This window comes from Novosphingobium lindaniclasticum LE124, from assembly GCF_000445125.1.
Classification (GTDB): Bacteria; Pseudomonadota; Alphaproteobacteria; order Sphingomonadales; family Sphingomonadaceae; genus Novosphingobium; species Novosphingobium lindaniclasticum.
Genome location: NZ_ATHL01000092.1, coordinates 1 through 20,691, shown reverse-complemented (window position 1 = coordinate 20,691; position 20,691 = coordinate 1). Strand labels below are relative to the sequence as shown.

Annotated in this window: 21 protein-coding genes; 12 read left to right on the top strand and 9 right to left on the bottom strand. The window is 64.9% G+C overall.

Annotation, left to right across the window (positions count from 1 at the left end; all coding sequences use genetic code 11):
• Nucleotides 1-63 precede the first annotated feature (63 nt).
• The 3 genes from L284_RS38985 (at nt 64) to L284_RS38975 (ending at nt 2,672) form a co-directional block, all read left to right on the top strand.
• Nucleotides 64-1,167, top strand: coding sequence for an IS630 family transposase (locus tag L284_RS38985; protein WP_031341929.1), 1,104 nt, complete (start codon nt 64-66; stop codon nt 1,165-1,167).
• 223 nt (nt 1,168-1,390) lie between these two features.
• Entirely contained in the window at nt 1,391-2,167 is a 777-nt protein-coding gene (locus tag L284_RS38980) for a ZIP family metal transporter (protein ID WP_021234810.1), read from the top strand.
• A 172-nt stretch (nt 2,168-2,339) separates the two neighbouring features.
• Nucleotides 2,340-2,672 (top strand): SWIB/MDM2 domain-containing protein, encoded by a 333-nt coding sequence (locus L284_RS38975; protein WP_021234809.1) that lies wholly within the window; start codon nt 2,340-2,342, stop codon nt 2,670-2,672.
• A gap of 56 nt (nt 2,673-2,728) precedes the next feature.
• On the opposite strand, the gene L284_RS38970 is transcribed toward L284_RS38975, so the two are convergent.
• The 7 genes from L284_RS38970 to L284_RS47510 form a co-directional block, all read right to left on the bottom strand.
• A complete protein-coding gene (locus L284_RS38970) occupies nt 2,729-3,703 on the bottom strand; it encodes a Gfo/Idh/MocA family protein (RefSeq protein ID WP_021234808.1) in 975 nt (324 codons plus the stop codon).
• Nucleotides 3,700-4,656, bottom strand: a complete 957-nt coding sequence (locus L284_RS38965; protein ID WP_021234807.1) for an MDR/zinc-dependent alcohol dehydrogenase-like family protein — start codon at nt 4,654-4,656, stop codon at nt 3,700-3,702. The genes L284_RS38970 and L284_RS38965 overlap by 4 nt, the downstream gene beginning before the upstream one ends.
• A complete protein-coding gene (locus tag L284_RS38960; protein ID WP_021234806.1) occupies nt 4,653-5,948 on the bottom strand; it encodes an NRAMP family divalent metal transporter in 1,296 nt (431 codons plus the stop codon). Before L284_RS38960 ends, L284_RS38965 begins: the two co-directional genes overlap by 4 nt.
• Nucleotides 5,945-7,045, bottom strand: coding sequence for an inositol-3-phosphate synthase (locus tag L284_RS38955; RefSeq protein ID WP_021234805.1), 1,101 nt, complete (start codon nt 7,043-7,045; stop codon nt 5,945-5,947). The genes L284_RS38960 and L284_RS38955 overlap by 4 nt, the downstream gene beginning before the upstream one ends.
• On the bottom strand, nt 7,045-8,088 hold the full coding sequence (locus L284_RS38950) for a glycoside hydrolase 5 family protein (RefSeq protein ID WP_021234804.1): 1,044 nt from the start codon (nt 8,086-8,088) through the stop codon (nt 7,045-7,047). The genes L284_RS38955 and L284_RS38950 overlap by 1 nt, the downstream gene beginning before the upstream one ends.
• The gene (locus tag L284_RS38945) at nt 8,085-8,867 is read right to left on the bottom strand and encodes a TIGR04290 family methyltransferase (RefSeq protein WP_021234803.1); all 783 of its coding nucleotides are present in this window, start codon (nt 8,865-8,867) and stop codon (nt 8,085-8,087) included. Before L284_RS38945 ends, L284_RS38950 begins: the two co-directional genes overlap by 4 nt.
• Nucleotides 8,868-9,094: 227 nt before the next feature.
• A complete protein-coding gene (locus L284_RS47510) occupies nt 9,095-9,781 on the bottom strand; it encodes a histidine phosphatase family protein (protein ID WP_268745355.1) in 687 nt (228 codons plus the stop codon).
• Between the two features lie 175 nt (nt 9,782-9,956).
• Between L284_RS47510 and L284_RS38940 the strand changes: the two genes are divergently transcribed.
• Genes L284_RS38940 through L284_RS49035 form a run of 6 tightly spaced genes read left to right on the top strand, consistent with a single transcriptional unit; the run spans nt 9,957 to nt 17,616 of the window.
• Nucleotides 9,957-11,072 carry an NAD-dependent epimerase/dehydratase family protein gene (locus L284_RS38940; protein ID WP_021234800.1) on the top strand — a complete coding sequence of 372 codons (1,116 nt, stop codon included), beginning with the start codon at nt 9,957-9,959 and terminating at the stop codon, nt 11,070-11,072.
• Nucleotides 11,069-12,160, top strand: coding sequence for an SDR family NAD(P)-dependent oxidoreductase (locus L284_RS38935; protein ID WP_021234799.1), 1,092 nt, complete (start codon nt 11,069-11,071; stop codon nt 12,158-12,160). Before L284_RS38940 ends, L284_RS38935 begins: the two co-directional genes overlap by 4 nt.
• Nucleotides 12,157-13,302: a glycosyltransferase family 4 protein gene (locus L284_RS38930; RefSeq protein WP_021234798.1), complete on the top strand. Its 1,146-nt coding sequence runs from the start codon at nt 12,157-12,159 to the stop codon at nt 13,300-13,302. The genes L284_RS38935 and L284_RS38930 overlap by 4 nt, the downstream gene beginning before the upstream one ends.
• Complete coding sequence (locus L284_RS38925) at nt 13,299-14,435, top strand: CgeB family protein (protein ID WP_021234797.1); 1,137 nt, start codon at nt 13,299-13,301, stop codon at nt 14,433-14,435. Before L284_RS38930 ends, L284_RS38925 begins: the two co-directional genes overlap by 4 nt.
• A complete protein-coding gene (locus L284_RS38920; protein WP_021234796.1) occupies nt 14,432-15,520 on the top strand; it encodes a CgeB family protein in 1,089 nt (362 codons plus the stop codon). The genes L284_RS38925 and L284_RS38920 overlap by 4 nt, the downstream gene beginning before the upstream one ends.
• Nucleotides 15,517-17,616 carry a bifunctional glycosyltransferase/UDP-glucuronate decarboxylase gene (locus tag L284_RS49035; RefSeq protein WP_021234795.1) on the top strand — a complete coding sequence of 700 codons (2,100 nt, stop codon included), beginning with the start codon at nt 15,517-15,519 and terminating at the stop codon, nt 17,614-17,616. Before L284_RS38920 ends, L284_RS49035 begins: the two co-directional genes overlap by 4 nt.
• 162 nt (nt 17,617-17,778) lie before the next feature.
• Here the strand turns inward: L284_RS49035 and L284_RS38915 are convergent, their stop codons facing one another.
• Both L284_RS38915 and L284_RS38910 read right to left on the bottom strand, forming a co-directional pair.
• Nucleotides 17,779-18,297: a ferritin-like domain-containing protein gene (locus L284_RS38915; protein WP_021234794.1), complete on the bottom strand. Its 519-nt coding sequence runs from the start codon at nt 18,295-18,297 to the stop codon at nt 17,779-17,781.
• A gap of 6 nt (nt 18,298-18,303) precedes the next feature.
• Nucleotides 18,304-19,257 (bottom strand): manganese catalase family protein, encoded by a 954-nt coding sequence (locus tag L284_RS38910; protein WP_021234793.1) that lies wholly within the window; start codon nt 19,255-19,257, stop codon nt 18,304-18,306.
• Nucleotides 19,258-19,530: 273 nt separating this feature from the next.
• On the opposite strand from L284_RS38910, the gene L284_RS38905 reads away from it, so the two are divergent.
• The 3 genes from L284_RS38905 (at nt 19,531) to L284_RS38895 (ending at nt 20,624) form a co-directional block, all read left to right on the top strand.
• Nucleotides 19,531-19,920 carry a PRC-barrel domain-containing protein gene (locus L284_RS38905; protein ID WP_021234792.1) on the top strand — a complete coding sequence of 130 codons (390 nt, stop codon included), beginning with the start codon at nt 19,531-19,533 and terminating at the stop codon, nt 19,918-19,920.
• 128 nt (nt 19,921-20,048) lie between these two features.
• Complete coding sequence (locus L284_RS38900; protein WP_021234791.1) at nt 20,049-20,270, top strand: hypothetical protein; 222 nt, start codon at nt 20,049-20,051, stop codon at nt 20,268-20,270.
• Between the two features lie 87 nt (nt 20,271-20,357).
• Nucleotides 20,358-20,624: a GlsB/YeaQ/YmgE family stress response membrane protein gene (locus L284_RS38895; RefSeq protein WP_021234790.1), complete on the top strand. Its 267-nt coding sequence runs from the start codon at nt 20,358-20,360 to the stop codon at nt 20,622-20,624.
• Nucleotides 20,625-20,691 lie beyond the last annotated feature (67 nt).

Below are 20,691 nucleotides of genomic sequence, written 5' to 3'. Positions count from 1 at the left end.
CTAGTCATCTGGAACTAAAGTAAGCTTCATTGTATGTTGTGTGTGCGACAAGAGGAGCGCAGCATGGCGAATGCGAGCGGACGGCCGACGGCACCGGTGGTTTTGGAGCCTGAAGAACGTGAGTATTTGGAGCGGCAGGTCCGGCGGCGGCGGGTATCCCGCTCGATATCGGAGCGGTGTCGGATCATCCTACGCTGCGCGGACGGCATCCAAAGCAAGGTCGTAGCGGCGGAGTTGGGAGTGCATGAGCACACCGTCGGCAAGTGGCGCCGGCGCTTTCTCAAGGATCGTATCGAAGGGCTGCTGGACGAGGCTCGACCAGGCAGGCCCAGATCGATCGCGGACGATCAGGTGGCGGCCGTGATCGAGCGGACGCTGCGTTCAAAGCCCGATGACGCGACCCACTGGTCGATCCGCTCGATGGCAGGAGAAACTGGCTTCTCACACACGACGATCCGACGCATCTGGACCGCCTTCGGACTTCAGCCGCATCGCTCGGAGACGTTCAAGCTGTCGAGCGATCCGCTGTTCGTCGACAAGGTCCGCGATATCGTCGGTCTGTATTTGTCGCCGCCCAACCGAGCGTTGGTGCTCAGCGTGGACGAGAAGAGCCAGATTCAAGCTCTCGATCGCGAGCAGCCGGTCCTTCCGATGATGCCTGGCATGCCGGAGCGCCGCACGCACAGCTATGTCCGTCATGGCACGACCTCACTCTTCGCAGCGCTCGATATTGCCTCGGGCTTTGTCATCGGCAAATGCTACAAGCGTCACCGCGCCACCGAGTTTCTCGACTTCCTCAAACAGATCGACGCGCAGGTACCGCGCGACCTCGATGTCCACATCATCATGGACAATTACGCCACTCACAAGACCGCGTTGGTCCGGGCATGGCTCGCCCGTCGCCCGCACTACCATGTCCATTTCACGCCAACCTCGGCATCCTGGATCAACCAGGTCGAACGCTGGTTTGCCGAGCTTACCCGCAAGCAGTTACGCCGCGGAGTTCATACCTCCACGAGCGAACTGGAGCAGGACATCCGAACCTTCATCGAACGTCACAATCAGAACCCAAAGCCGTACCGATGGACAAAGTCGGCAGACGAGATCCTCGCCTCGGTCAAGCGCTTCTGCCAGACCGCAGAACGCACATTATGTGGCGAACTTTAGATTCAGATGACTAGTGTAACCGCCGTCTTCCGCCTGAACCCAGTCGTCCCCGATCGCCGTGCGGGCTGCCTGTCGATCATCCTCAAGGGGGAACACTCCCGCACCCCCCTGCTTTCCTCCGCACGTTCCATACAATATCGGCAAGGATCCCGTCTCCAGTGCTGCGCTTACGAGAAACCTTCCGGGCAAACAGCGCCCATGATCCACTGCCCAAGGCTGCCGCATGTCGCCTGTAGTCTGGGGCTTTCTGGGGAGTCTTGCCGCAGGCCTGGCGACGGCGATCGGCGCGCTTCCGATCCTTGTACGTGGGAGATCCATCGCCGATCAGAAGGCAAGGCTGCTGGGCTTCGCCTCCGGGGTCATGCTCGCCGCCTCGTTCTTCTCGCTTATCGTTCCCGCCCTGGAGGCCGGGCGGGCGCAAGGTCTCGGAAGCTGGTCGGTATCCGCGCTCGTCACCGGCTGCGTGCTGGCCGGCGCTGCCGGACTTGCCTGGCTGAACCGCGCGCTGCCCTCTCTCGACATCGTCGCCCAGGCGACCGGCGGAGCGATCGACAACCGGCACAGATCGACCTGTTTCCTCATTCTGGCGATAACGCTCCACAATTTCCCGGAAGGCGCCGCCGTCGGCCTGAGCTTTGCCGACGGTTCGCTGGGGTCCGGCATTCCCACGGCGGTCGGCATCGGTATCCAGAACATACCGGAGGGGCTGGCCGTCGCCGGAGCCTTGGCCACCATCGGCTATCGGCGCCGGATCTGCGCCCTGGGCGCCCTCGCCTCGGGACTGGTCGAGCCGGTCGCTGGACTGGCCAGCGCACTGCTCGTCACGCTTGCCACCGTTCTCCTGCCTGCCGGGCTGGCCTTGGCGGCCGGCGCCATGCTCTACATCGTGATCGCCCAGATCCTGCCGGATCTGGCGCAGGATGGCGAAAGCGCGGAGGCATCGCGCGCCTTCTTCATCGGCCTTGCCCTCATGCTGTTCTTCGACACGGCGCTGGCTTGACCCACTATCCGGCAGTTCCTCCCAGGTTCTTTGTAGATGAAGATGCCGGCATGAACTGCCTACATACTGACATCTTCACCGCAGCACAGTCGTTTCCCGCGAAACTTTTGCCATTTTCGCGAATTGAATTGAACGAAAGGCGCGTTGCGTCATCATCGAGAGAGAGCCCGTCATGAGCCGTTCACGTGAAGAGCGCGGGGAAGAAGAAACCCGCAAGGCCGAAGCCAAAGTCAAGAAGACCGGCAAGCCGGCCGGCGGCGCCCGCGGCGGGATCACCGCTCCCGTCCAGCCCTCCGAAGACCTGGCAAGCATCGTCGGTTCCGATCGCCTGCCGCGCAGCGAAGTCGTGAAGAAGGTCTGGGACTACATCAAGAAGAACGACCTGCAGAACCCCAAGGACCGGCGCGAGATCCTGGCGGACGACAATTTGCGCAAGGTGTTCGGAACGAAGAAAGTCACCATGTTCGAGATGAACAAGCATCTATCCCGTCATCTGGCGGCCTGATCGACAGGACGGCACGGCTCGGGGCCGTGCCGTCCCGGCCATTCAGCTTACGCCCATCACCTGCCGTAGATCCGGTCGAGAACTTCGGCCACTCGGACGAATTCATCCGCCGCCGGATCGAAGCGGGGCGAGGCCGCGATGCGCCCGGCCCAGTCCGCCGCCGCTCGCGCGCCCCAGGCATCAGGCGGATCGGCCAGCGGATGGGCGGCGGTCCCGTGGAAACGATGCGCGGTGAAATCGTAGAACGACCCGTCCACGTTGCGTAGCGCCGCCCCGCCCCGCGTACCGTAGAATGCCGCTTCGATGACCGCATCCCGGCCGGCATTCAACTTCCACGAACAGGCCAGGCGCACTTGGGTCCCGCCTGCGGCAAAGCTGGCGAGCGCATAGTCTTCCACTTGTCCCGGTTCGAGAGGGCGCCCGCCGCTGAGCAGCCGCGCGTCCACATCCCCGACTGACGGGAAGCCCATGGTCCAGAGCGCCAGGTCCACCAGGTGCACGCCAAGATCGACCACGCAGCCGCCACCGGACTGCTCCGGGTCATAGAACCAGGCCTTGTCCGGGCCGTAGGCATTGTGGAACGTCAGGTCGATCGCGAAGATCTCGCCCAACTCTCCCGACTGCACGAGTTCGCTGATCGCTTTCATGGCCTGCGTGTGGCGATAGGACAGATCGACCCCCAAGAGGCGATCGACCTCGCGCGCCGCATTGACCACGGCAGCCGTTTCCGGCGCAGTCCTGCCGAGCGGTTTCTGGCAGAACACCGCCTTTCCGGCCTTGAGCGCCGAGATAGACTGTGCAGCATGGAGCGCGCTCGGCGTAGCGATCACCACACCGTCGAGGTCCAGTTCCAGCATCTCTTCCAGATCGGCGACGATATTCGCCTTGGGCGCAAGATCGGCTGCCTGTCCAAGGCACGCCTCCGAGGGGTCGCAAATCGCGGCCGCCTCCACGAGTCCGGTGGCGAGCATGGCTTCCATGCGGTGGCGACCGATCCAGCCGGTGCCGAGAAATCCGATGCGCGGTTTCATGCGATCATCACCAATGCCTTGACGAAGTTACCGGGTTTGTCGCGCGTCGCGTCCAACGCTTCGCCGAGCTGCTCCAGGGAGAACCGGTGCGAATAGAGCGGCTCCGGATCCAGTCGCCCCGTCGCCACGGCGTCGAGAGCTTCCTGAAGACCCTGCATCTGCACGGCCGGATCGCGTTCGTGCGCGTTGATCACGTCGATGCCTTTCCAGTTCCAGCCCTGCATGTTCACCTGCCTCGGCCCGTCCTGATGGTAGCCCGCGACGATCAGGCGCCCGCCGAAGCCCGTGAGTTCACCGGCCAGATCGAGCGGCCACTGCTTGCCCACCGCTTCGATGACCCGTTCGCACATCGCGTCACCGGTGAGGCGCTTCACCTCCTCGATGATCGCCCAATGGTCGTCCATGGGCACGGTTTCCGCCGCGCCGTAGCTGCGGGCGAGCGCGAGGGACTCCTCGCGGCGGGAAATGGCAATGACACGGGCTCCGGCTTCGCTGCATAGCCGGGTCAGCACCGCGCCCAGGAAGCCGATGCCGATGATCGCCACCGTCTGGCCCGGACGAATGTCGCTGCGGCGGAAGATGTTGAACGCGCAGCCGAGCGGCTCGCCCGGAAACGGCCGACCTTCGAGCGCGCCGGGCAGCTTGATCGTCATCTCGGCGGCAGCCAGGTCGTATTCGGCGAAGCTGCGAAACGAGAGCGCGGCCACCCGGTCACCGACCTTGAAGCCTTCCACACCCTCTCCCAGCGCATCGACATGTCCCCAGCCCTCGTGGCCGAGCCCGCCGGGCTCGCCCGGATAAGTGAGCCACTCCTGTCCCGCCCAGGGCTCCAGGTTCGACGCGCAGACGCCGCAGCCTTCGAGGCGGATGCGGATTTCGCCCGGCCCGGGCTCTGGCCGTGCCACATCGCAAAGGGCAATGACACCGGGCTTCTCGAGGATCGCGGCCTTCATCGCGCCCAGGCTCCCACCAGGCAGGCCGTGGCGGCAAAGGTCGCCGCCGTCGTCCCCCAGCCCAACACATTCGTCAGCACGCCGTTACGGCGGCCCTGCATCATCACGCGGTCGTTCGTCATCAACATCATCACCAACAAGAGGGGTGGAACGGAAAAGCCCTGGACGATCCCCGACCAGACCAGTGCCCGCATCGGGTTGAAGCCCAGGAAGTTCAGAGCGACGGCGATCATCGTCGCAAGGACGATGACGCCGTAGAACAGCTTGGCCTCGGAGAGGCGGTGATGGAGGCTGCCCTTGCCTCCGATCCCCTGCACGAGGTCGTAGGCCGCGCCGGTCGTCATGACCGGCACCGCCAGGAACCCCACGCCGACGACGCCGGCGGCAAACAGCACTTTTGCCCAGGGGCCGGCGAGCGGTTCGAGCGCGGCAGCCGCCTGCGCGGCGCTGCCGATCTCATGCTGGCCGCTGGCATGAAGCGTGGCGCCGGTCGAAAGGATGATAAAGTAGAGGATGAGGTTGGAGAACAACATCCCGACGATCACCTCCCGCCGGGTGCGGATGAGTTCGGCCCGGCTCGCGCCACGCCGCTGCCACCAGTGCCGCTTCCCTTCCAGGATCTGCTCCTCGACCTCCTGGTTGGACTGCCAGGTATAGACGTATGCGGAAAGCGAGGTGCCGATGCAGGCGACCACCATCATCAGGAACTCGCTGTCCCACCGCATCGGCGGCATGAAGGTACTGGAAAGGACCGCGCTCCAATCCGGCCTCGCGAGGATGGCCGCTACGACGTAGGAGAAGAGAGCGAGCGTCAGCCAGCGGAACACACTGCGGATGAGATCGTAGCTTCCGAAGATCTGCAGGCCGACCACGATCACGGCGACACCCACGACGATCAGCGGAATAGGCACCGGAACCAGCAAGTTGAGCGCGGCCCCCATGCCTCCCAGGTTCGCCGCCGCCTCGATGAGGTTGCCCGTGAAAGCGCCCGCCACCAGCACGGCGAGCAGCCAGCGCGGATAGCGGTCGCGAACCGCTCCGAACAGGCCCTTGCCGTAGACCCGGCCGATCTTGGCGGACAGGTAGACGACCACGTACATCATCGGCAGGAGCACCGGGGCGATCCACAGGAACGCGAACCCGAAGCGCGCACCGGCGCTGGCATAAGTACCGATCGCGGAAGGATCGTCGTCCGCCGCTCCGGTGATGATCCCCGTCCCGATCAGGCGTGCGATCCCGCCCGGGCGCTTGCCGTCCGGCTCCGGTACCGCCGCGCCCCCCGATCCGGTCACTGGATGAAGGCTTCGAACGCCGCGTAAGCCTCGTCGTCGGTCATCTGCTGACCGGGGTGCTTGCAGAACCACGCGGCCGCGGGAACGACCGGGCCTGCCAGCTTGCGGTCGGCGGCCAGCTTGGCACAGCGGATCATGTCGATCGCCACGCCGGCGCTGTTCGGGCTGTCCTCCACCGACAGCCGCAGCTCGAGGTTCATCGGGACGCCCCCGAACAGCTGACCTTCCATGCGCAGGAAGCAGACCTTGTTATCGTTCTGCCAAGCCACGTAATCGGACGGCCCCACATGAATGTTCTCGTTTTCCAGCCTGCGCTGCGCCACGGCCTGTACCGCTTCGGTCTTGGACTCTTTCTTGGAAGCCAGGCGTGAACGGTTCAGCATGTTGAGGAAATCGGTATTGCCGCCGGTATTCAACTGATAGGTCCGCTCCAGCTTGACTCCGCGCTTCTTGAACAGATCGGTCAATACGCGGTGAACGATCGTGGCACCGAGCTGCGCCTTGATGTCGTCCCCGATGATCGGAACCCCTGCGCGCGTGAAGCGGTCCGCCCACTCCGGGTTGCTGGCGATGAAGACCGGGATATTGTTGACGAAGGCCACCCCCGCTTCGAGTGCGCATTCGGCATAGAATTCGGTGGCTTCCTGCGATCCTACGGGAAGGTAGTTCATCAGCACATCGGCGCGCGTCTCGCGCAGCACGGCCACCACATCCTCCTTGCTGGGTTCGGGCGCGTCCGACAGGAGGAACGTGCGTTCTTCCGGATGATCGGCCATGTGATCTGCCACGCCGTCGAGCACCCGGCCCATGCGCACGACCGCGCCGGTCGGCTCGATCTCCTCGCAGAAGACGGCGGTGCAATTGGGCTTGGCGAAGATCGCCTCGGCCACGTCTCGCCCCACCTTGCGCCGGTCGACGTCCCAGCCGGCCACGATGCGGATGTCGCTGGGCAGGTAGCCGGCAAGATCGTAGTGCATCAGCCCGACCGTGTCGTTGGCACCGGCCCGGTAATGCTCGATCCCCTGGACCAGCGAACTTGCGCAATTGCCCAGGCCGGCGATGGCGACATTGATGCCGCGTGGCTCGGGAGACAGCATCAGACGAAACTCCTTTCCGCCGCGAGGCGCTCGTCGCGGTCGAAGTTGAGAGGTGAAAGCTCCGGCACGTGCGCCCCTGCGCCCTCCGCCGGCATCGGCGCGCTCAACGTATGCGCCGGTCCCGGCGTGGCCAGCGTGCGCAACGTGTCCTGCCGACCGGGTGCATAGCGATCGATCATCCAGGCACAGAAATCGGCGAAAGCCTGAGGCTCGCGGGCCGGGCTGGTATGGTGTTCCGCTATGCCGAGATGCTGCGGGGTGAAGCAGAACGTCAGCGTCACGTCGAAGTCCTGCAGCGCTTCCATCTGGCGATCGAACCAGTCGGTGGCATTCGGACGGAAGCTGTCCGCCCAGGAGAGGCCAGTGCGGATGCGCCGCGTTCCCAGGCGCTTCATCCACGCCACCGCCTCGTCAAGCCGGGGATCGTTGAAGTGGAACCATTGCATCAGCCCGATCTCCGCCGCGTGGCGCGCGTAGACCTCGAGCGCGGGCTTGGGCGTGCCGTCCTCACGGATGAGGCCCAGATAGAAATGCCGGTAGTACGATGAACCTTCCGCCTCGCGGTGCCGCGTTTCCGCACCCCAACTGGTCGGGAGATCGAACAGGGAGTACCAGAACACCCGCGGCGCCACGCCTTGCAGCAGTTCGATCGTCCGCTCCAGCCCGAACACCTGCACCTGTTCGGCGCCGAACGAACTGACGCCGACTTCCGTCACCCAGACCGGCTTGTCGGTGACGGCCTTGATCTCGGCGATCTTGCTGGGCCAGGCGTCCAGCGGCCAGAGGTTCCAGTCGAGCGGAAAACCGTGAACCGCAACGACGTCCACCGCATCGAGAGCGCCATATCCGGCCATCCGCTGCAACCAGGCCGGATCGATCGGCGACATCCCGCCCAGCACCCGCGTCAAGCCGGGGTTGACGGAGGCGATGGCTTCTCCCGCGCGGATGACGTGATCGGCGAAGAGCGACCAGTCCGGGTCGAGCAGCGGGTCCCAGTGCGACTTGTTGTTGGGCTCGTTCCAGAGCATCGCTGCTTCGATCATCGCTCGCCTCCTGCTCTTGCGGGGTACACGGCTGCCGGCCCGAAATCGGCATAAGGGACCGGCGCGGTCCGGCAGAAGTAGACGTCCGGCTCCGCGGTGCGCTCCGGCACGAAACCGGCCGCGCGCAGCATGGCCTGGCTGCACGCCGCGTTGGGAGCCCACCAGTTGGTCCAGTCATGCGCGAATTCGCGCTCTATGAAGTGCATCCTGGGATAGCCCGGAGCGTCGAAGAAGGCCGGCGGCTCGGACGTTCCCGGCATGAAGAAGGGATGATCCTCGGGAACGTCGATGACCTCGTCGGAGCCCTGCTGCATCGTCTGGAACAACAGCATGTCGTCGGCGACATGCTCCCGGATCAGATCGAGTGCGAGCAGCGGATGGCGCAAGTGGTAGAGCACGCCCATGAAGATCACGAGATCGAACCGCCGCCCGATCGCAGCGACATCGTAGACCGACAGCTTGGCGAACTCGATATCCCGGTAGCCCATGGCCTCGCTGGCGAGACGCGCCTGCGCAAGGTAACGATCGTCGCTGTCGATCCCCAGAACCTGCGCCGCACCGCGCCGTTTCATCTCGATGGCGTAGAACCCGGCGTTGCAGCCGATGTCGAGCACGGTCTTGCCCGCGAGGTCCGGCAGGGCGTCGGCAAACCGCTCGAACTTCGCACGCGGATAGTCGCCGAGGAAATGGTCCGGCGCCGTCTCGATGCCGTCCAGATCGATGTTGTGAAACCAGGGGCCGAGCGCCTCGATCTCTTCCCTGAGGCCATCGCTGCGCACGCGCGGGGCGGTCCTTTGTGTCGCCTGATTCAAACGAGGCTCCCTTTCTCGAAACGATGGACGATGCAGTCCGGCCTGCCTCCTTGCCGGAGCGATGCGGAATGAAGGCCGAAACCACGCGGCGCCTTCCCTGTTCCCAAAGATCTCGGCCCAAGCTTCAACAAAGCTGAAATTCATTGCCAGTATTGATCAGGATTATACTGCGACACGAGGGCAGAATATTTTTCTCACAAAGTGATATTATCCTGGATCAACTTACCAGATCGGGCGGCATCTTCTTCAATCAAGGTCGCTTCGTTCAGCGCGAGCAGCCGCCAATGGCCGTTCGCCACGTCGAAAGTCGTGCGCGAAGCAGGCTCGCAGGGCAGTTCGAGCAGTGCGTCCAGCGACCTTCCCAATGTCAGCGCCGCAAGCGCGCGGATGATGTCGCAATGGGTGACGAGCAGGGCCGGAAAGGCGGGAGCCTCGAGGCCTTCGACATAGGCTATGGCCCGTTCCGCCGCTTCCGTCATCGTTTCTCCGCCGGGACAACGCGCCGCGCTTCGTTGCGCATTCCAGCAGTGCCATTCGGGATCATTATCCAGACTTTCGAATGGCTTGCCGGTGAAGCTCCCGAAGTCGATCTCGTCCAGGGCCGCATCGGCAGTCACAGGCAGATCCACCTGTCGGGCCAGAGGCGCGATCGTCTCCAAAGCGCGTCTCCGGCGGCTGGAATGAAGCGAGGCCAGCCGAACAGCGGACAGCGCAGCAGCGAGCGATCGCGCTTGCGCCAGGCCTTGCGCATCCAACCCGATTTCGGAGCGGCCGCTCAACACACGTCCGATTTCGGCGTGATGCCCGTGACGAACAAGGATCAATGTCTTCAAAGCGATACCCTCCGCTGAACTGCCGGAAAAAGCGATTTGAAGGTGCACCTGGGAGATACAAGTGCACCATTCTTCCCTGGTGGATCGTTTAATTTCACGCGTTTACCGGCCGGGAACAAAGAGGAAGAAAAAGCATTTGGCCGAACGTTGCAATGACAGCACTCCACAATCCAAGTATTTCACCGATTTATAATTCAGATTAACTTCTGCTATGGAGGCATGATTGAGCGAGACCGTTCTCATTACCGGCGGAGCAGGCTTCATCGGCCGGTTCGTTACTCGCGAATTGCTGGAACGCGGGCACCGCGTTCGCCTCCTCGACGCGCTCATTCCCCAAGTGCACGGAGACGATCCGCAGCCTGCGGAACTTCCCGGTGATGTCGAACTGATCCATGCCGACGTGCGCGACGGGGATGCGGTCGCTCGCGCGCTGGCAGGTGTCGATAGCGTGATCCACCTTGCCGCCGAAGTCGGCGTCGGTCAGTCGATGTACGAAGTGGAGCGCTATACGTCGGCCAACGACGTCGGCACGGCCGTCCTGTTCGAACGCCTGATCGACAATCCCGTTCGCCGCGTGGTGACCGCCTCTTCCATGAGCATCTACGGAGAGGGGCTCTACCATGACGCGGAAGGGGCGACGGTAGAAGACGCCGAACGTGGGACCGTGCGCGACGGACAGAAAGTGTGGGATCCGCTCGATAGCCAGGGACGCGCGCTCTCCCCGCTGCCCACGCCGGAATGGAAGCGGCCGAATCTCGCGTCGATCTATGCGCTCAACAAGTATGTGCAGGAGCGCACCACCCATATCATGGGCGCGCCCTATGGCATCGAAAGCGTGTGCCTGCGCCTGTTCAACGTCTATGGCCCCGGACAGGCGCTGTCGAACCCCTATACGGGCGTGCTCGCCATTTTCGCGTCGCGCCTGCTCAACGGGCAGCAGCCGATGATCTTCGAGGACGGCGAGCAGCGCCGCGACTTCGTTCACGTCAGCGATGTGGCGCGCGCTTTCGCCGACGCCCTCGTCCTGCCCGGAGCGAAAGGCCAGACCCTCAACATCGGCTCCGGCCAGGATCGTTCGGTGACCGAGGTGGCCCAGGCGCTCGCCCGCGCCATGGGCAAGAACGACATCGAACCCGAGATCGTCGGCAAGGCGCGGATCGGCGATATCCGCCACTGCTTCTGCGACACCGCGCTCGCGGCGGAAAAGCTGGGCTTCACTGCCCGGCAGGACTTCGAGGAGGGCCTCGCCGAGCTTGCCGAGTGGGTCCAGTTGCAGACTGCCGAAGACCGGGTGAGCCAGGCGCGTGCCGAACTCGAAGCGAGAGGATTGGTGGCATGAGCGGCGTGAGCAAGCGGCCGATCCTGGTCACAGGCGGCGCCGGGTTCATCGGCTCCAACCTTGCCGACCGGCTGGCCGGCGAAGGCTATCCGGTCATCGTCTACGATGCGCTGAGCCGCAGCGGTGTCGAGCGCAACCTCGCCTGGCTGGCGGAACGGCACCGCGACCTGATCCGTCCTGTGATCGCCGATGTGCGTGACCGTGCCGCCCTGGCCCAGGCCGCCAGCGAGGCCGGCGCGGTGTTCCACATGGCGGCGCAAGTCGCGGTAACCACCAGCCTTGCCGATCCGCGGGAAGACTTCGACATCAATCTGGGCGGCACGTTCAACCTTCTCGAAGCGGTGCGCGCCACGGGCCGGCGCGTTCCGGTGATCTTCGCCTCGACCAACAAGGTCTACGGCGACTTGGCCGACCTCGCTTTCGATCTTACGCCGGAAGGGTATCTGCCTTGCCGCAGCGAGATCCGCGCTAATGGCATCGGCGAAGATCGGCCGCTGGATTTCCACACGCCCTACGGTTGTTCCAAGGGGGGCGCGGACCAGTACGTCCTGGACTATGCGCGCAGCTACGGGCTGCCCGCCGCCGTGCTGCGCATGAGTTGCATCTACGGCGAGCGCCAGATGGGCACCGAGGACCAGGGATGGGTCGCCCACTTCCTGATCCGCGCTCTCGAAGGCGCGCCGATAACGCTTTACGGGGACGGCCATCAGGTGCGCGACATCCTGGAAGTGAGCGATGCCGTCGATGCCTACATGGCCGCCTGGCGCGGCATCGAGAGCATCAGCGGCCGGGCGTTCAATCTCGGGGGCGGCGCCGACAATGCCGTCAGCCTTCGCACGCTGATCGCGCACATCGGCGACCTGCTGGAAACCCGGCCCGAGGTCTCATTCGACGACTGGCGGGCGGGAGACCAGCGGTACTTCGTTGCGGATACCCGCGCCGCAAGCCAGGCGTTGCAGCTCGCCCCGTCTCGCCCCTGGCGAGACGGCGTGGCGCGCCTTGCACATTGGCTTGCGGACGAGCGCGGCATACCGCTTCCGGCGGCGGGGCATGTCGACTTGCGCGTCCAGCAAGCGGCAGCATCGTGAACGCCGGCATCGTGAACGGCGGCTCCATGCGAGTCCTGATCACCGTCGACGCGGTGGGCGGCGTGTGGCAGTACGGCCTCGACCTCGCGCGCGGCTTGGCGGCGCGCGGTGTGGAGCCCGTGCTTGCCCTGCTGGGGCCTACGCCGGATCCACACCAGCTTGCCGAATCGCGCGAAATCCCCGGAGTGCACTTGGTCGAAACCGGGCTCCCGCTCGACTGGCTCTGCGACCAGGCCGCGCCGGTTCGCGCAGCGGCCGAGGCCGTGGCGCGCCTTGCAGGCGATCTGGGCGTCCATCTCGTCCAGCTCAACATGCCGACTCTGGCAGGTGCCGCCCGGTTCGAGATGCCGGTCGTGGCCGTCACCCATGGCTGCGTCTCCACCTGGTGGGAAGCGGCCAAGGACGAACCGCTCGACAGCCAATACGCCTGGCACCGCGATCTGATGCGCGCGGGACTGATCGCGGCAGATCGCCTGGTCGCGCCCACGGCCAGCTATGCCGCCACGATCGCGCGGCACTACGCCCTGGATGAGACGCCGCGCGTGGTTCACAACGGCCGCGCGCCCCTGCCCGCTGCCCTGCACACGCCCCGCAGCCAGCAGCCGCCGAGCAACGACGTGCTCACGGTCGGCCGCCTGTGGGACCGCGTCAAGCGCGCCGACCTGCTCGACCGCGTGGCGAGCCGCCTGAACGTGCCCTTTGCCGCCGCCGGTGCCGCGATCGGTCCGCACGGCGAGACGATCACGCTGGATCATCTCTCGGTGCTGGGACAGCTCGATGCCGAACAACTTGGCGAGCGGCTGTCCTCCCGTCCCATCTTCGTGTCTGCCGCATCGTTCGAGCCGTTCGGGCTGGCCGTTCTGGAAGCTGCCGGAGCCGGCTGCGCACTGGTCCTCTCCGACATTCCCGGCTTTCGCGAGTTGTGGGACGGGGCAGCCCTGTTCGTCGGCGGCGACGACGAGGCCGCCTATGTCGAAGCCATCGAAAGCCTGCTCGCGTCTCCATCGCTGCGGCAGGACCTTGGCGCCGCCGCCAGGACGCGCGCCGCCCGCTATTCCCCGCAGGCAAGCGCCGACGCGATGCTCGCTATCTACTCCGAACTGCTGGAATCCCGCGAAGGATCAGGAAGGGCCGCTGCATGAAGATCGTCTACTTCACCCATTCGCTGGCCTCGTGCTGGAATCACGGCAACGCCCATTTCCTGCGCGGCGTGCTCAGCGAACTGGCAGCGCGCGGCCATGAGATCCAGGTCTGGGAGCCGGAAGGCGCCTGGAGCCTTGCCAACCTGCTGGCCGACCACGGCGAGAGCGGCCTCGACGCCTACCGCGCTGCCTATCCGGAGCTTTCCTCGCGGCGATATGAAGAAGGCGCCGACCCCGCTCCTCTGGTCGAGCGCGCCGATCTCGTCATCGTGCACGAATGGAACGACCCTCGCCTCGTCGCCGCGCTGGGCCGTCAGCGGTCGCGCGGGGGCCGCTTCAGGCTGCTGTTCCACGATACCCATCACCGCGCCGTCAGCGATCCTGAGGCCATTCGCGCCTTCGATCTTTCCGGGTTCGACGGTGTCCTGGCTTTCGGCGAGACGCTGTCCGAGGTCTATCGCGCCTGGGGTTGGGGAGACCGCGTATGGACCTGGCACGAGGCCGCCGATACGCGCCGCTTCCATCCAGCTCAGGCTGAAAAGCCCCCCCAGAGCCACCGCGAGGGCCTTGTCTGGATCGGCAACTGGGGTGATGGCGAGCGGACGCAGGAGATCGAGACGTTCCTGCTGCGGCCCGCCCGGGAGGCGCATCTGCCGCTGGACATCTACGGCGTACGCTATCCGGCGGAGGCGTTGGCCATGCTGGAGGCGCATGGCGCCCGGTATCATGGCTGGGCGCCCAATGCCGCGGCGCCCGCGATCTTCGCGCGACACCTCGCCACCGTCCATGTGCCGCGCCGCTACTATGCGACGATCCTGCCCGGCATCCCCACGATCCGCGTGTTCGAGGCACTGGCCTGCGGCATCCCCCTGGTCTCCGCGCCCTGGGACGATGCGGAGGGCCTGTTCCGGCCCGGCGAGGACTATCTGGTCGCCCGGAGCGGCACGGAGATGACCTGCCATCTGGCAGCGATCCGGGAAGATCGAGCCCTTCGCGAAGACCTGATCCGCAGCGGCCTCGAGACCATTCTGAGCCGCCACACTTGCGCGCATCGGGTGGACGAACTGCTCGCCATCGTCGCCAGCCTCGCTCCTTCCCACCGCGCCGATGCAACCGAAAAGGATGCCGCATGAAGATTGCCTTCTACGGATCGAGCCTGCTTTCCTCCTATTGGAACGGTGCAGCGACTTACTATCGCGGCATTCTCAAGGCGCTGGCCGCGCACGGCTATGAGATCACCTTCTACGAGCCCGACGCCTTCGACCGGCAGCAGCACCGCGACATCGATCCGCCGGAGTGGGCGCGCAGCGTGGTCTATCCCGCCAGCGAGGAAGGCCTTCGCGCCGTGCTGGCCGAGGCCGGTCAGGCGGACATCGTCGTCAAGGCGAATGGGGTAGGCGTCTACGACCGCGAACTGCTGGAGGGGGTTCTCGCCCAGAGCCGGCCGCACGCGCTGCGCCTCTACTGGGACGTCGATGCGGCAGCGACGCTCGACGAGATGCGCGCCGATGCGTCCCACCCGGTGCTGCGCGCCCTACCCGACCTCGACATGGTGCTCACCTACGGCGGCGGGCCGCCTGTGGTGGAGGCCTACGAAGGCTTCGGCGCCGCCCGGTGCATCCCGGTCTACAATGCTCTCGACCCCGACACGCACCACCCCGTGCCGCGCGACGAACGCTTCGCTGCCGATCTCGGACTGCTGGCCAATCGCCTGCCGGACCGGGAGGCGCGCATCGAGGAATTCTTCCTGAGGCCCGCCGGACAGCTTCCCGGCTCCCGGTTCCTCCTCGGCGGAAACGGGTGGCACGACAAGTCCATGCCGTCCAACGTCGACCCGATCGGCCATGTCGGCACCGGCGCGCACAACGCTTTCAACTGCACGCCGCGCGCCGTGCTCAACGTGGCACGCGATTCCATGGCGGAGATCGGCTTCTCGCCCGCCACCCGCGTCTTCGAGGCGGCCGGTGCCGCCGCCTGCCTCATCACCGACGCCTGGGAAGGCATCGAGCTGTTCCTGAAGCCCGACGAGGAAGTGCTCGTCGCGCGCGACGGCCAGGACCTGGCCGACCACCTGCAGGGCCTGACCGAGGAACAGGCCCGCCGCATCGGTGAGGCCGCCCGCGAGCGTGTCCTTCGCGAGCACACGTACACTCTGCGCGGCGAGCAGGTTCACCGCATTTTCCAGCAACACCGCGAACGCGCGAGGGAGGTGGCATGAAACTCGTCGTCCTGGGGCTCAGCCTTGGCTCTTCGTGGGGCAACGGGCATGCCACCACCTTCCGAGCACTGCTGCGGGCCTTCGCCGCGCGCGGGCACGATATCCTCTTCCTGGAGCGTGAAGTGCCCTGGTATTCGGGCGTCCACCGCGACCTTGTGGATCCCGATTTCTGCCGCCTCGCCTATTACCGCACGCTGGGCGAACTGGACAGCTGGAAGAACGAGATCGCGGGCGCGGACGCAGTCGTGGTCGGCTCCTACGTCCCCGACGGCGTTGCCGTGGGCAGGTTCGTCCAGGCCCATGCCAGGGGCGTGAAAGCGTTCTACGACATCGACACGCCGGTCACGCTCGCCAAGCTCGAACGCGGCGACCACGAGTATCTCTCGCCCGAGATCATCCCCGGTTACGATCTCTATCTCTCCTTCACCGGCGGCCCTACCCTGCGACGTCTGGAGGACGCATTCGGCGCCCCGATGGCGCGCGCATTGTACTGCTCCGTCGATCCCCAGGACTATCAGCCGCTCGACGTTCCGAAGCGCTGGGATCTCACTTACCTGGGCACCTACAGTCCCGATCGGCAGCCTACTCTGGAGCGACTGCTACTTGAACCCGCGCGGCAATACCCACAACTGCGCTTCGCCGTCGCCGGGCCGCAATATCCTAAGGACATCGACTGGCCGAGCAATGTCGAGCGGATCGAACATCTGCCGCCGGCCGAACATGCCGCCTTCTACAGCGCTTCCCGCATGACGCTGAACGTCACGCGGGCAGACATGATCGCGGCGGGCTGGTCTCCCTCCGTCCGCCTGTTCGAAGCGGCGGCCTGCGGTACGCCGATCCTCTCCGACCGATGGGAAGGCATCGATTCCGTGCTGGAGCCGGGCACCGAGATCCTCCTGGCCGACACCGGCGAGCAAGCGGCACAGGCCCTGGCGCAACCGGCAGAAGAGATCGGCCTTGCGGCGCGTCGCCGCGTCCTTTCGGCCCACACCGCCGCCCACCGGGCGCGCGAGATGGAAGATCACATCAACGAAGCGCGGATGCAGAAACCAGCTGCGACGCAGGAGAGGAACCGACCCATGCCCCAGGGCCAAGAGCGCCTGACACTCGTAGCCGGCGGCGCCGGCTTCATCGGCTCGCACCTTTGCGCGGAGCTTCTTGCCCGCGGCGAGCACGTCGTATGCCTCGACAACCTCCAGACCGCGCGTCCATCGAACTTGCGCAAGCTTGAGGAGCATCCGAACTTCGAATTCATCGAGGCGGACATCGTCAACCCGCTCCCGCGCGAAATCCTCTATCGCACCGGGCGGTTCGACCGGATCTACAACCTGGCCTGCGCCGCTTCGCCGCCCCAGTATCAGGCCGATCCCGAGCATACCATGCTCACATGCGTAGTGGGCACCGACAACCTGCTGCGCCTTGCCGAAGCGAGCGGGGCGCGGTTCCTGCTGACCTCCACCAGCGAGGTCTACGGCGATCCCGAAGTCCACCCGCAGCGCGAGGACTATCGCGGCTGGGTAAGCTGCACCGGTCCCCGCGCCTGCTACGACGAAGGCAAGCGCGCGGCGGAAGCCATGGCTTTCGACTTCGCCCGCATGAAGCGGGCCGACGTGCGCGTGGCACGCATCTTCAACACTTACGGGCCGCACATGCATCCCGACGACGGCCGCGTCGTGTCCAACCTCATCTGCCAGGCCCTGTCCGGCCGCGACGTCACGATCTATGGCGATGGATCGCAGACCCGCAGCTTCTGCTACGTCTCGGACATGGTGGACGGCCTCATCCGCCTCATGGAAAGCGAAATCGACGGTTTGGAGCCGATCAATCTGGGAAACCCCGAGGAAAGGACCGTCATCGAACTGCTGGACAGCGTGCTGGCGACCCTGGGCCGCACCGCCAACGTGACGCATCTCCCGCTCCCGGTCGACGACCCGCGCCGCAGACGCCCCGACATCTCGCGCGCGCGGGCACTGCTCGACTGGCAACCGCGCATGCCGCTCGCCGAAGGATTGATCCACACTTGCCAGTGGTTCGCCGAGGAAATCTGCGGTGACGCCCAGGGCGGGCTCGGTTCGATTTCCGTCGCGGCGGAATAGCCGGAGGTTCGAAAACGCAGGTCAATGGGGGAAGGCCCGGTTCCGGTACAAGGAACCGGGCCTTTTTTCACTCGGTAGAGCGCTGCAAGACTTGGCCGGGAATGGAAAAACCGGCGCTGCCGAAAGGCAGCACCGGCTTTTCATCTCCTCAGCCTCACGCCGTTAGTGACTGGCCTGCAGACCTTCGGCGCGGCGTTCGAGATACTTGTTGACGATGATCGGCAGGGTCTCGTCGAGGAACGTCGCCATGGCGAGTTCTTCCGACAGCGTCTGCTTGAGGAGGGGAACGGCCGAAGTAAATCCGCCCTTCTCCGCCATGACGATCAGCGCCTTGTAACTGGCCGCCTCGAAACTCTCGAACGCGTAGTTGGCGAAGCTGTTCTTGAGGATCTCGTCGGAAGCGAAGGTATGCGCCAGCGCGGCAAGGTTGCCGGAGATCGTCAGCGCCGTGTCCTTCAGAGTCGACGGACTTTCGTCCAGCCCCGCCAGGATCGTCTCCAGCCGCTCGATCTGCTTCTCGGTTTCGCCCCGATGACCTCTGAGACGCACTTCCACTTCCGCGTACTCGGCAAGGTGCTCGATCTGCCGGTCCATCAGGGCCAGCGCCTGATGCTCCAGAGCGTGCGCGTTGCGCAGCCCCGAGACGAACTCCTCGCGGTAAGTCTCTTCACGCGAACTCATCCGATGTCACTCCGTCTTTGCGGCCGCGATGTCGCCGGCCTCGTGGATGTCCTGCGCCCCGCCGAAATCGCCGTTGGCGACCTTGCCGGCACCCGGCCCGGCCCCCAGATCGGCTCCGGTGATCGGCTCTGCATTGGGATCGGACTGGAGGCGCGTGAGCATGAGCGCCGCCGCCTCCTTTTCAGCGTCGGTAAGCCCGACGCTCGCTTGTCCGTCGCCGCCGTCGACCGGCAGGTTGGCCTCGATATCGTCGATCCGCTCCCACTGGTCGCCGGTGTTCCAGGGACCCTGCGCATCGCCTTCGCCCTGCGAGGTATTCACGTAAAGATTGGCGTAGGCCGCAACGCCCGGCAGCTTGCCGGCAGGGAAATTCTCCTTGATCGAATAGAGCGCCTTTTCGAAGCTCTTCTGATGCGCCACTTCGCGGGTCATGAGAAAGCCCAGAGCTTCCTTGACGCCCGGATCGTCGGTGATGTTGATGAGCCGCTCGTAGACGATCTTGGCGCGGCTCTCCGCCGCGATGTTGGAGCGCAAGTCGCACGTCGGATCACCGCGGCTGTCGACATAGGCCGCCGTCCAGGGCACGCCCGAGCTGTTGGTAAGCGAAGGCCCGCCGCCGTAGAGCAAAGACTGGGTGTGACTGTCGCCGCCCGCGTTCATCTGCATGAACAGCTCGGCCTCTTCCATGGTCTTTTCGGCCAGAGCGCCTTTGACACCCTTGTTCAGCATGGCGACGATCGATCCGATCACTTCCAGGTGGCTCAGTTCCTCGGTTGCGATATCCAGCAGCATGTCCTTGCGGCCCGGATCGTCTTCGCCAAGTCCTTGAGTGAAATACCGCATGGCCGCTGCAAGCTCGCCATCGGGGCCGCCGAACTGTTCCAGCAGCATCGATGCAAGTACAGGATTGGTCTCGGAAACCCGAACGGTATATTGAAGACGCTTGTTGTGGATGAACATCCGATTGCTCCAGTGTCATGGTGATTTGCACTTGTGCCCGGTGCGCCATCTCTACTCGCCCGGACCTTCTTCAGTTCCACGACCCGCCCGAACAGTGATTGAGATTAACTGACGATCAGGCACTCGTCGGTGGCCCGGTGCTTGGATGAGACGAAATTGAAAGGGTCACTCGGCGGCGATCGCAGCCCCTCGCACCGGGACTTGGAAATGGGCGGCTTCCGGGAACGATGGTGCATCGCTGCGGTTGATGGATCAGGTCAAAAAGGAGGAATCATGTCCGATCACCAGCCGTCCGGCTCCCCCGCAGCAGAAACGAACCTCCTGGTCGCATCGAACAGGATCGACGGGACCAAAGTGACCGGTCGCGACGGCGATTCCATCGGCTCCGTGCACTCGCTGATGATCGACAAACGCACCGGCCGCTCGATGTACGCCGTGCTGAGCCTGGGAGGGTTTCTGGGCCTCGGCAAGAGCTACTACCCCCTGCCGTTCGAACTGCTGTCCTTCGATCCCATCACGGACAGCTATAGCGTCACGATCGACCGCCGCCTGCTGGAGGGCGGGCCGAGCTGGGCCAACAATCCGCCCGAGTTCGATCAGGCCTACGCCGATCGCGTATCCAGCTATTACGGTTCGCCGAAGATCGATCTCTCGCTCACCTGAGGACCGCACCTCCGGATGGCGGGAACAGGACGTCCGGATCGGTGTTTCTCAAGCATGGCGGCGGCTCTGACGAACTCTCAGCGCTTGGCCGCAAACCCTTGTTTCGTCGCAACTGAAAGAGATTTTCTATGATCGGCAAGATCCTGGGCGCAATCGCCGGTAAAAGCGTCTCGCAACACGTAAACGGCGTCGGCGGAACGGGCGGCGCGCTTCTGGGCGTCGGGGCCGCAACGGTTCTGCGCCGCATGGGCCCGCTGGGCCTCATCGCCGTGGCGGCGGGCGGTTACGCCCTCAAGAAGCATCTGGCGAGCCGGGAGCAGGGCGCCACGGCTGCGGGGACGCGTCCGTAACCGCAAGCACGGAGCGAGGCGAAGGTCGCTATGTCTTCGGTCGCTCGATCCCAAGTATCTACAAGTCAAGGCAAAGAGGAGGATTTCATGGGTTGGATTATCGCACTGATCGTCGGCGGTATCGCCGGATGGCTGGCCAGTCTGGTCATGAACCGCGATGCATCGATGGGCATCTTTATGAATATCGTCGTCGGCTGCGTCGGCTCGGTGATCGGCAATGCGCTTTCGGGCCCGCTGCTGGGCGTTCGCGGAAGCGTGCAGGAATTCTCGCTCACCGGACTGATCATCGCCTTCGTCGGCGCCGTCGTGCTGCTCGCGATCGTCAATTTCTTCCAGCGTCGCCGTCTGCGCTGATCGACTCCGTTTCAGGGGCGTCCCTGAACCCAGCTGCTTCCCGCTCACCTCTCGGTGGGAAGCAGCC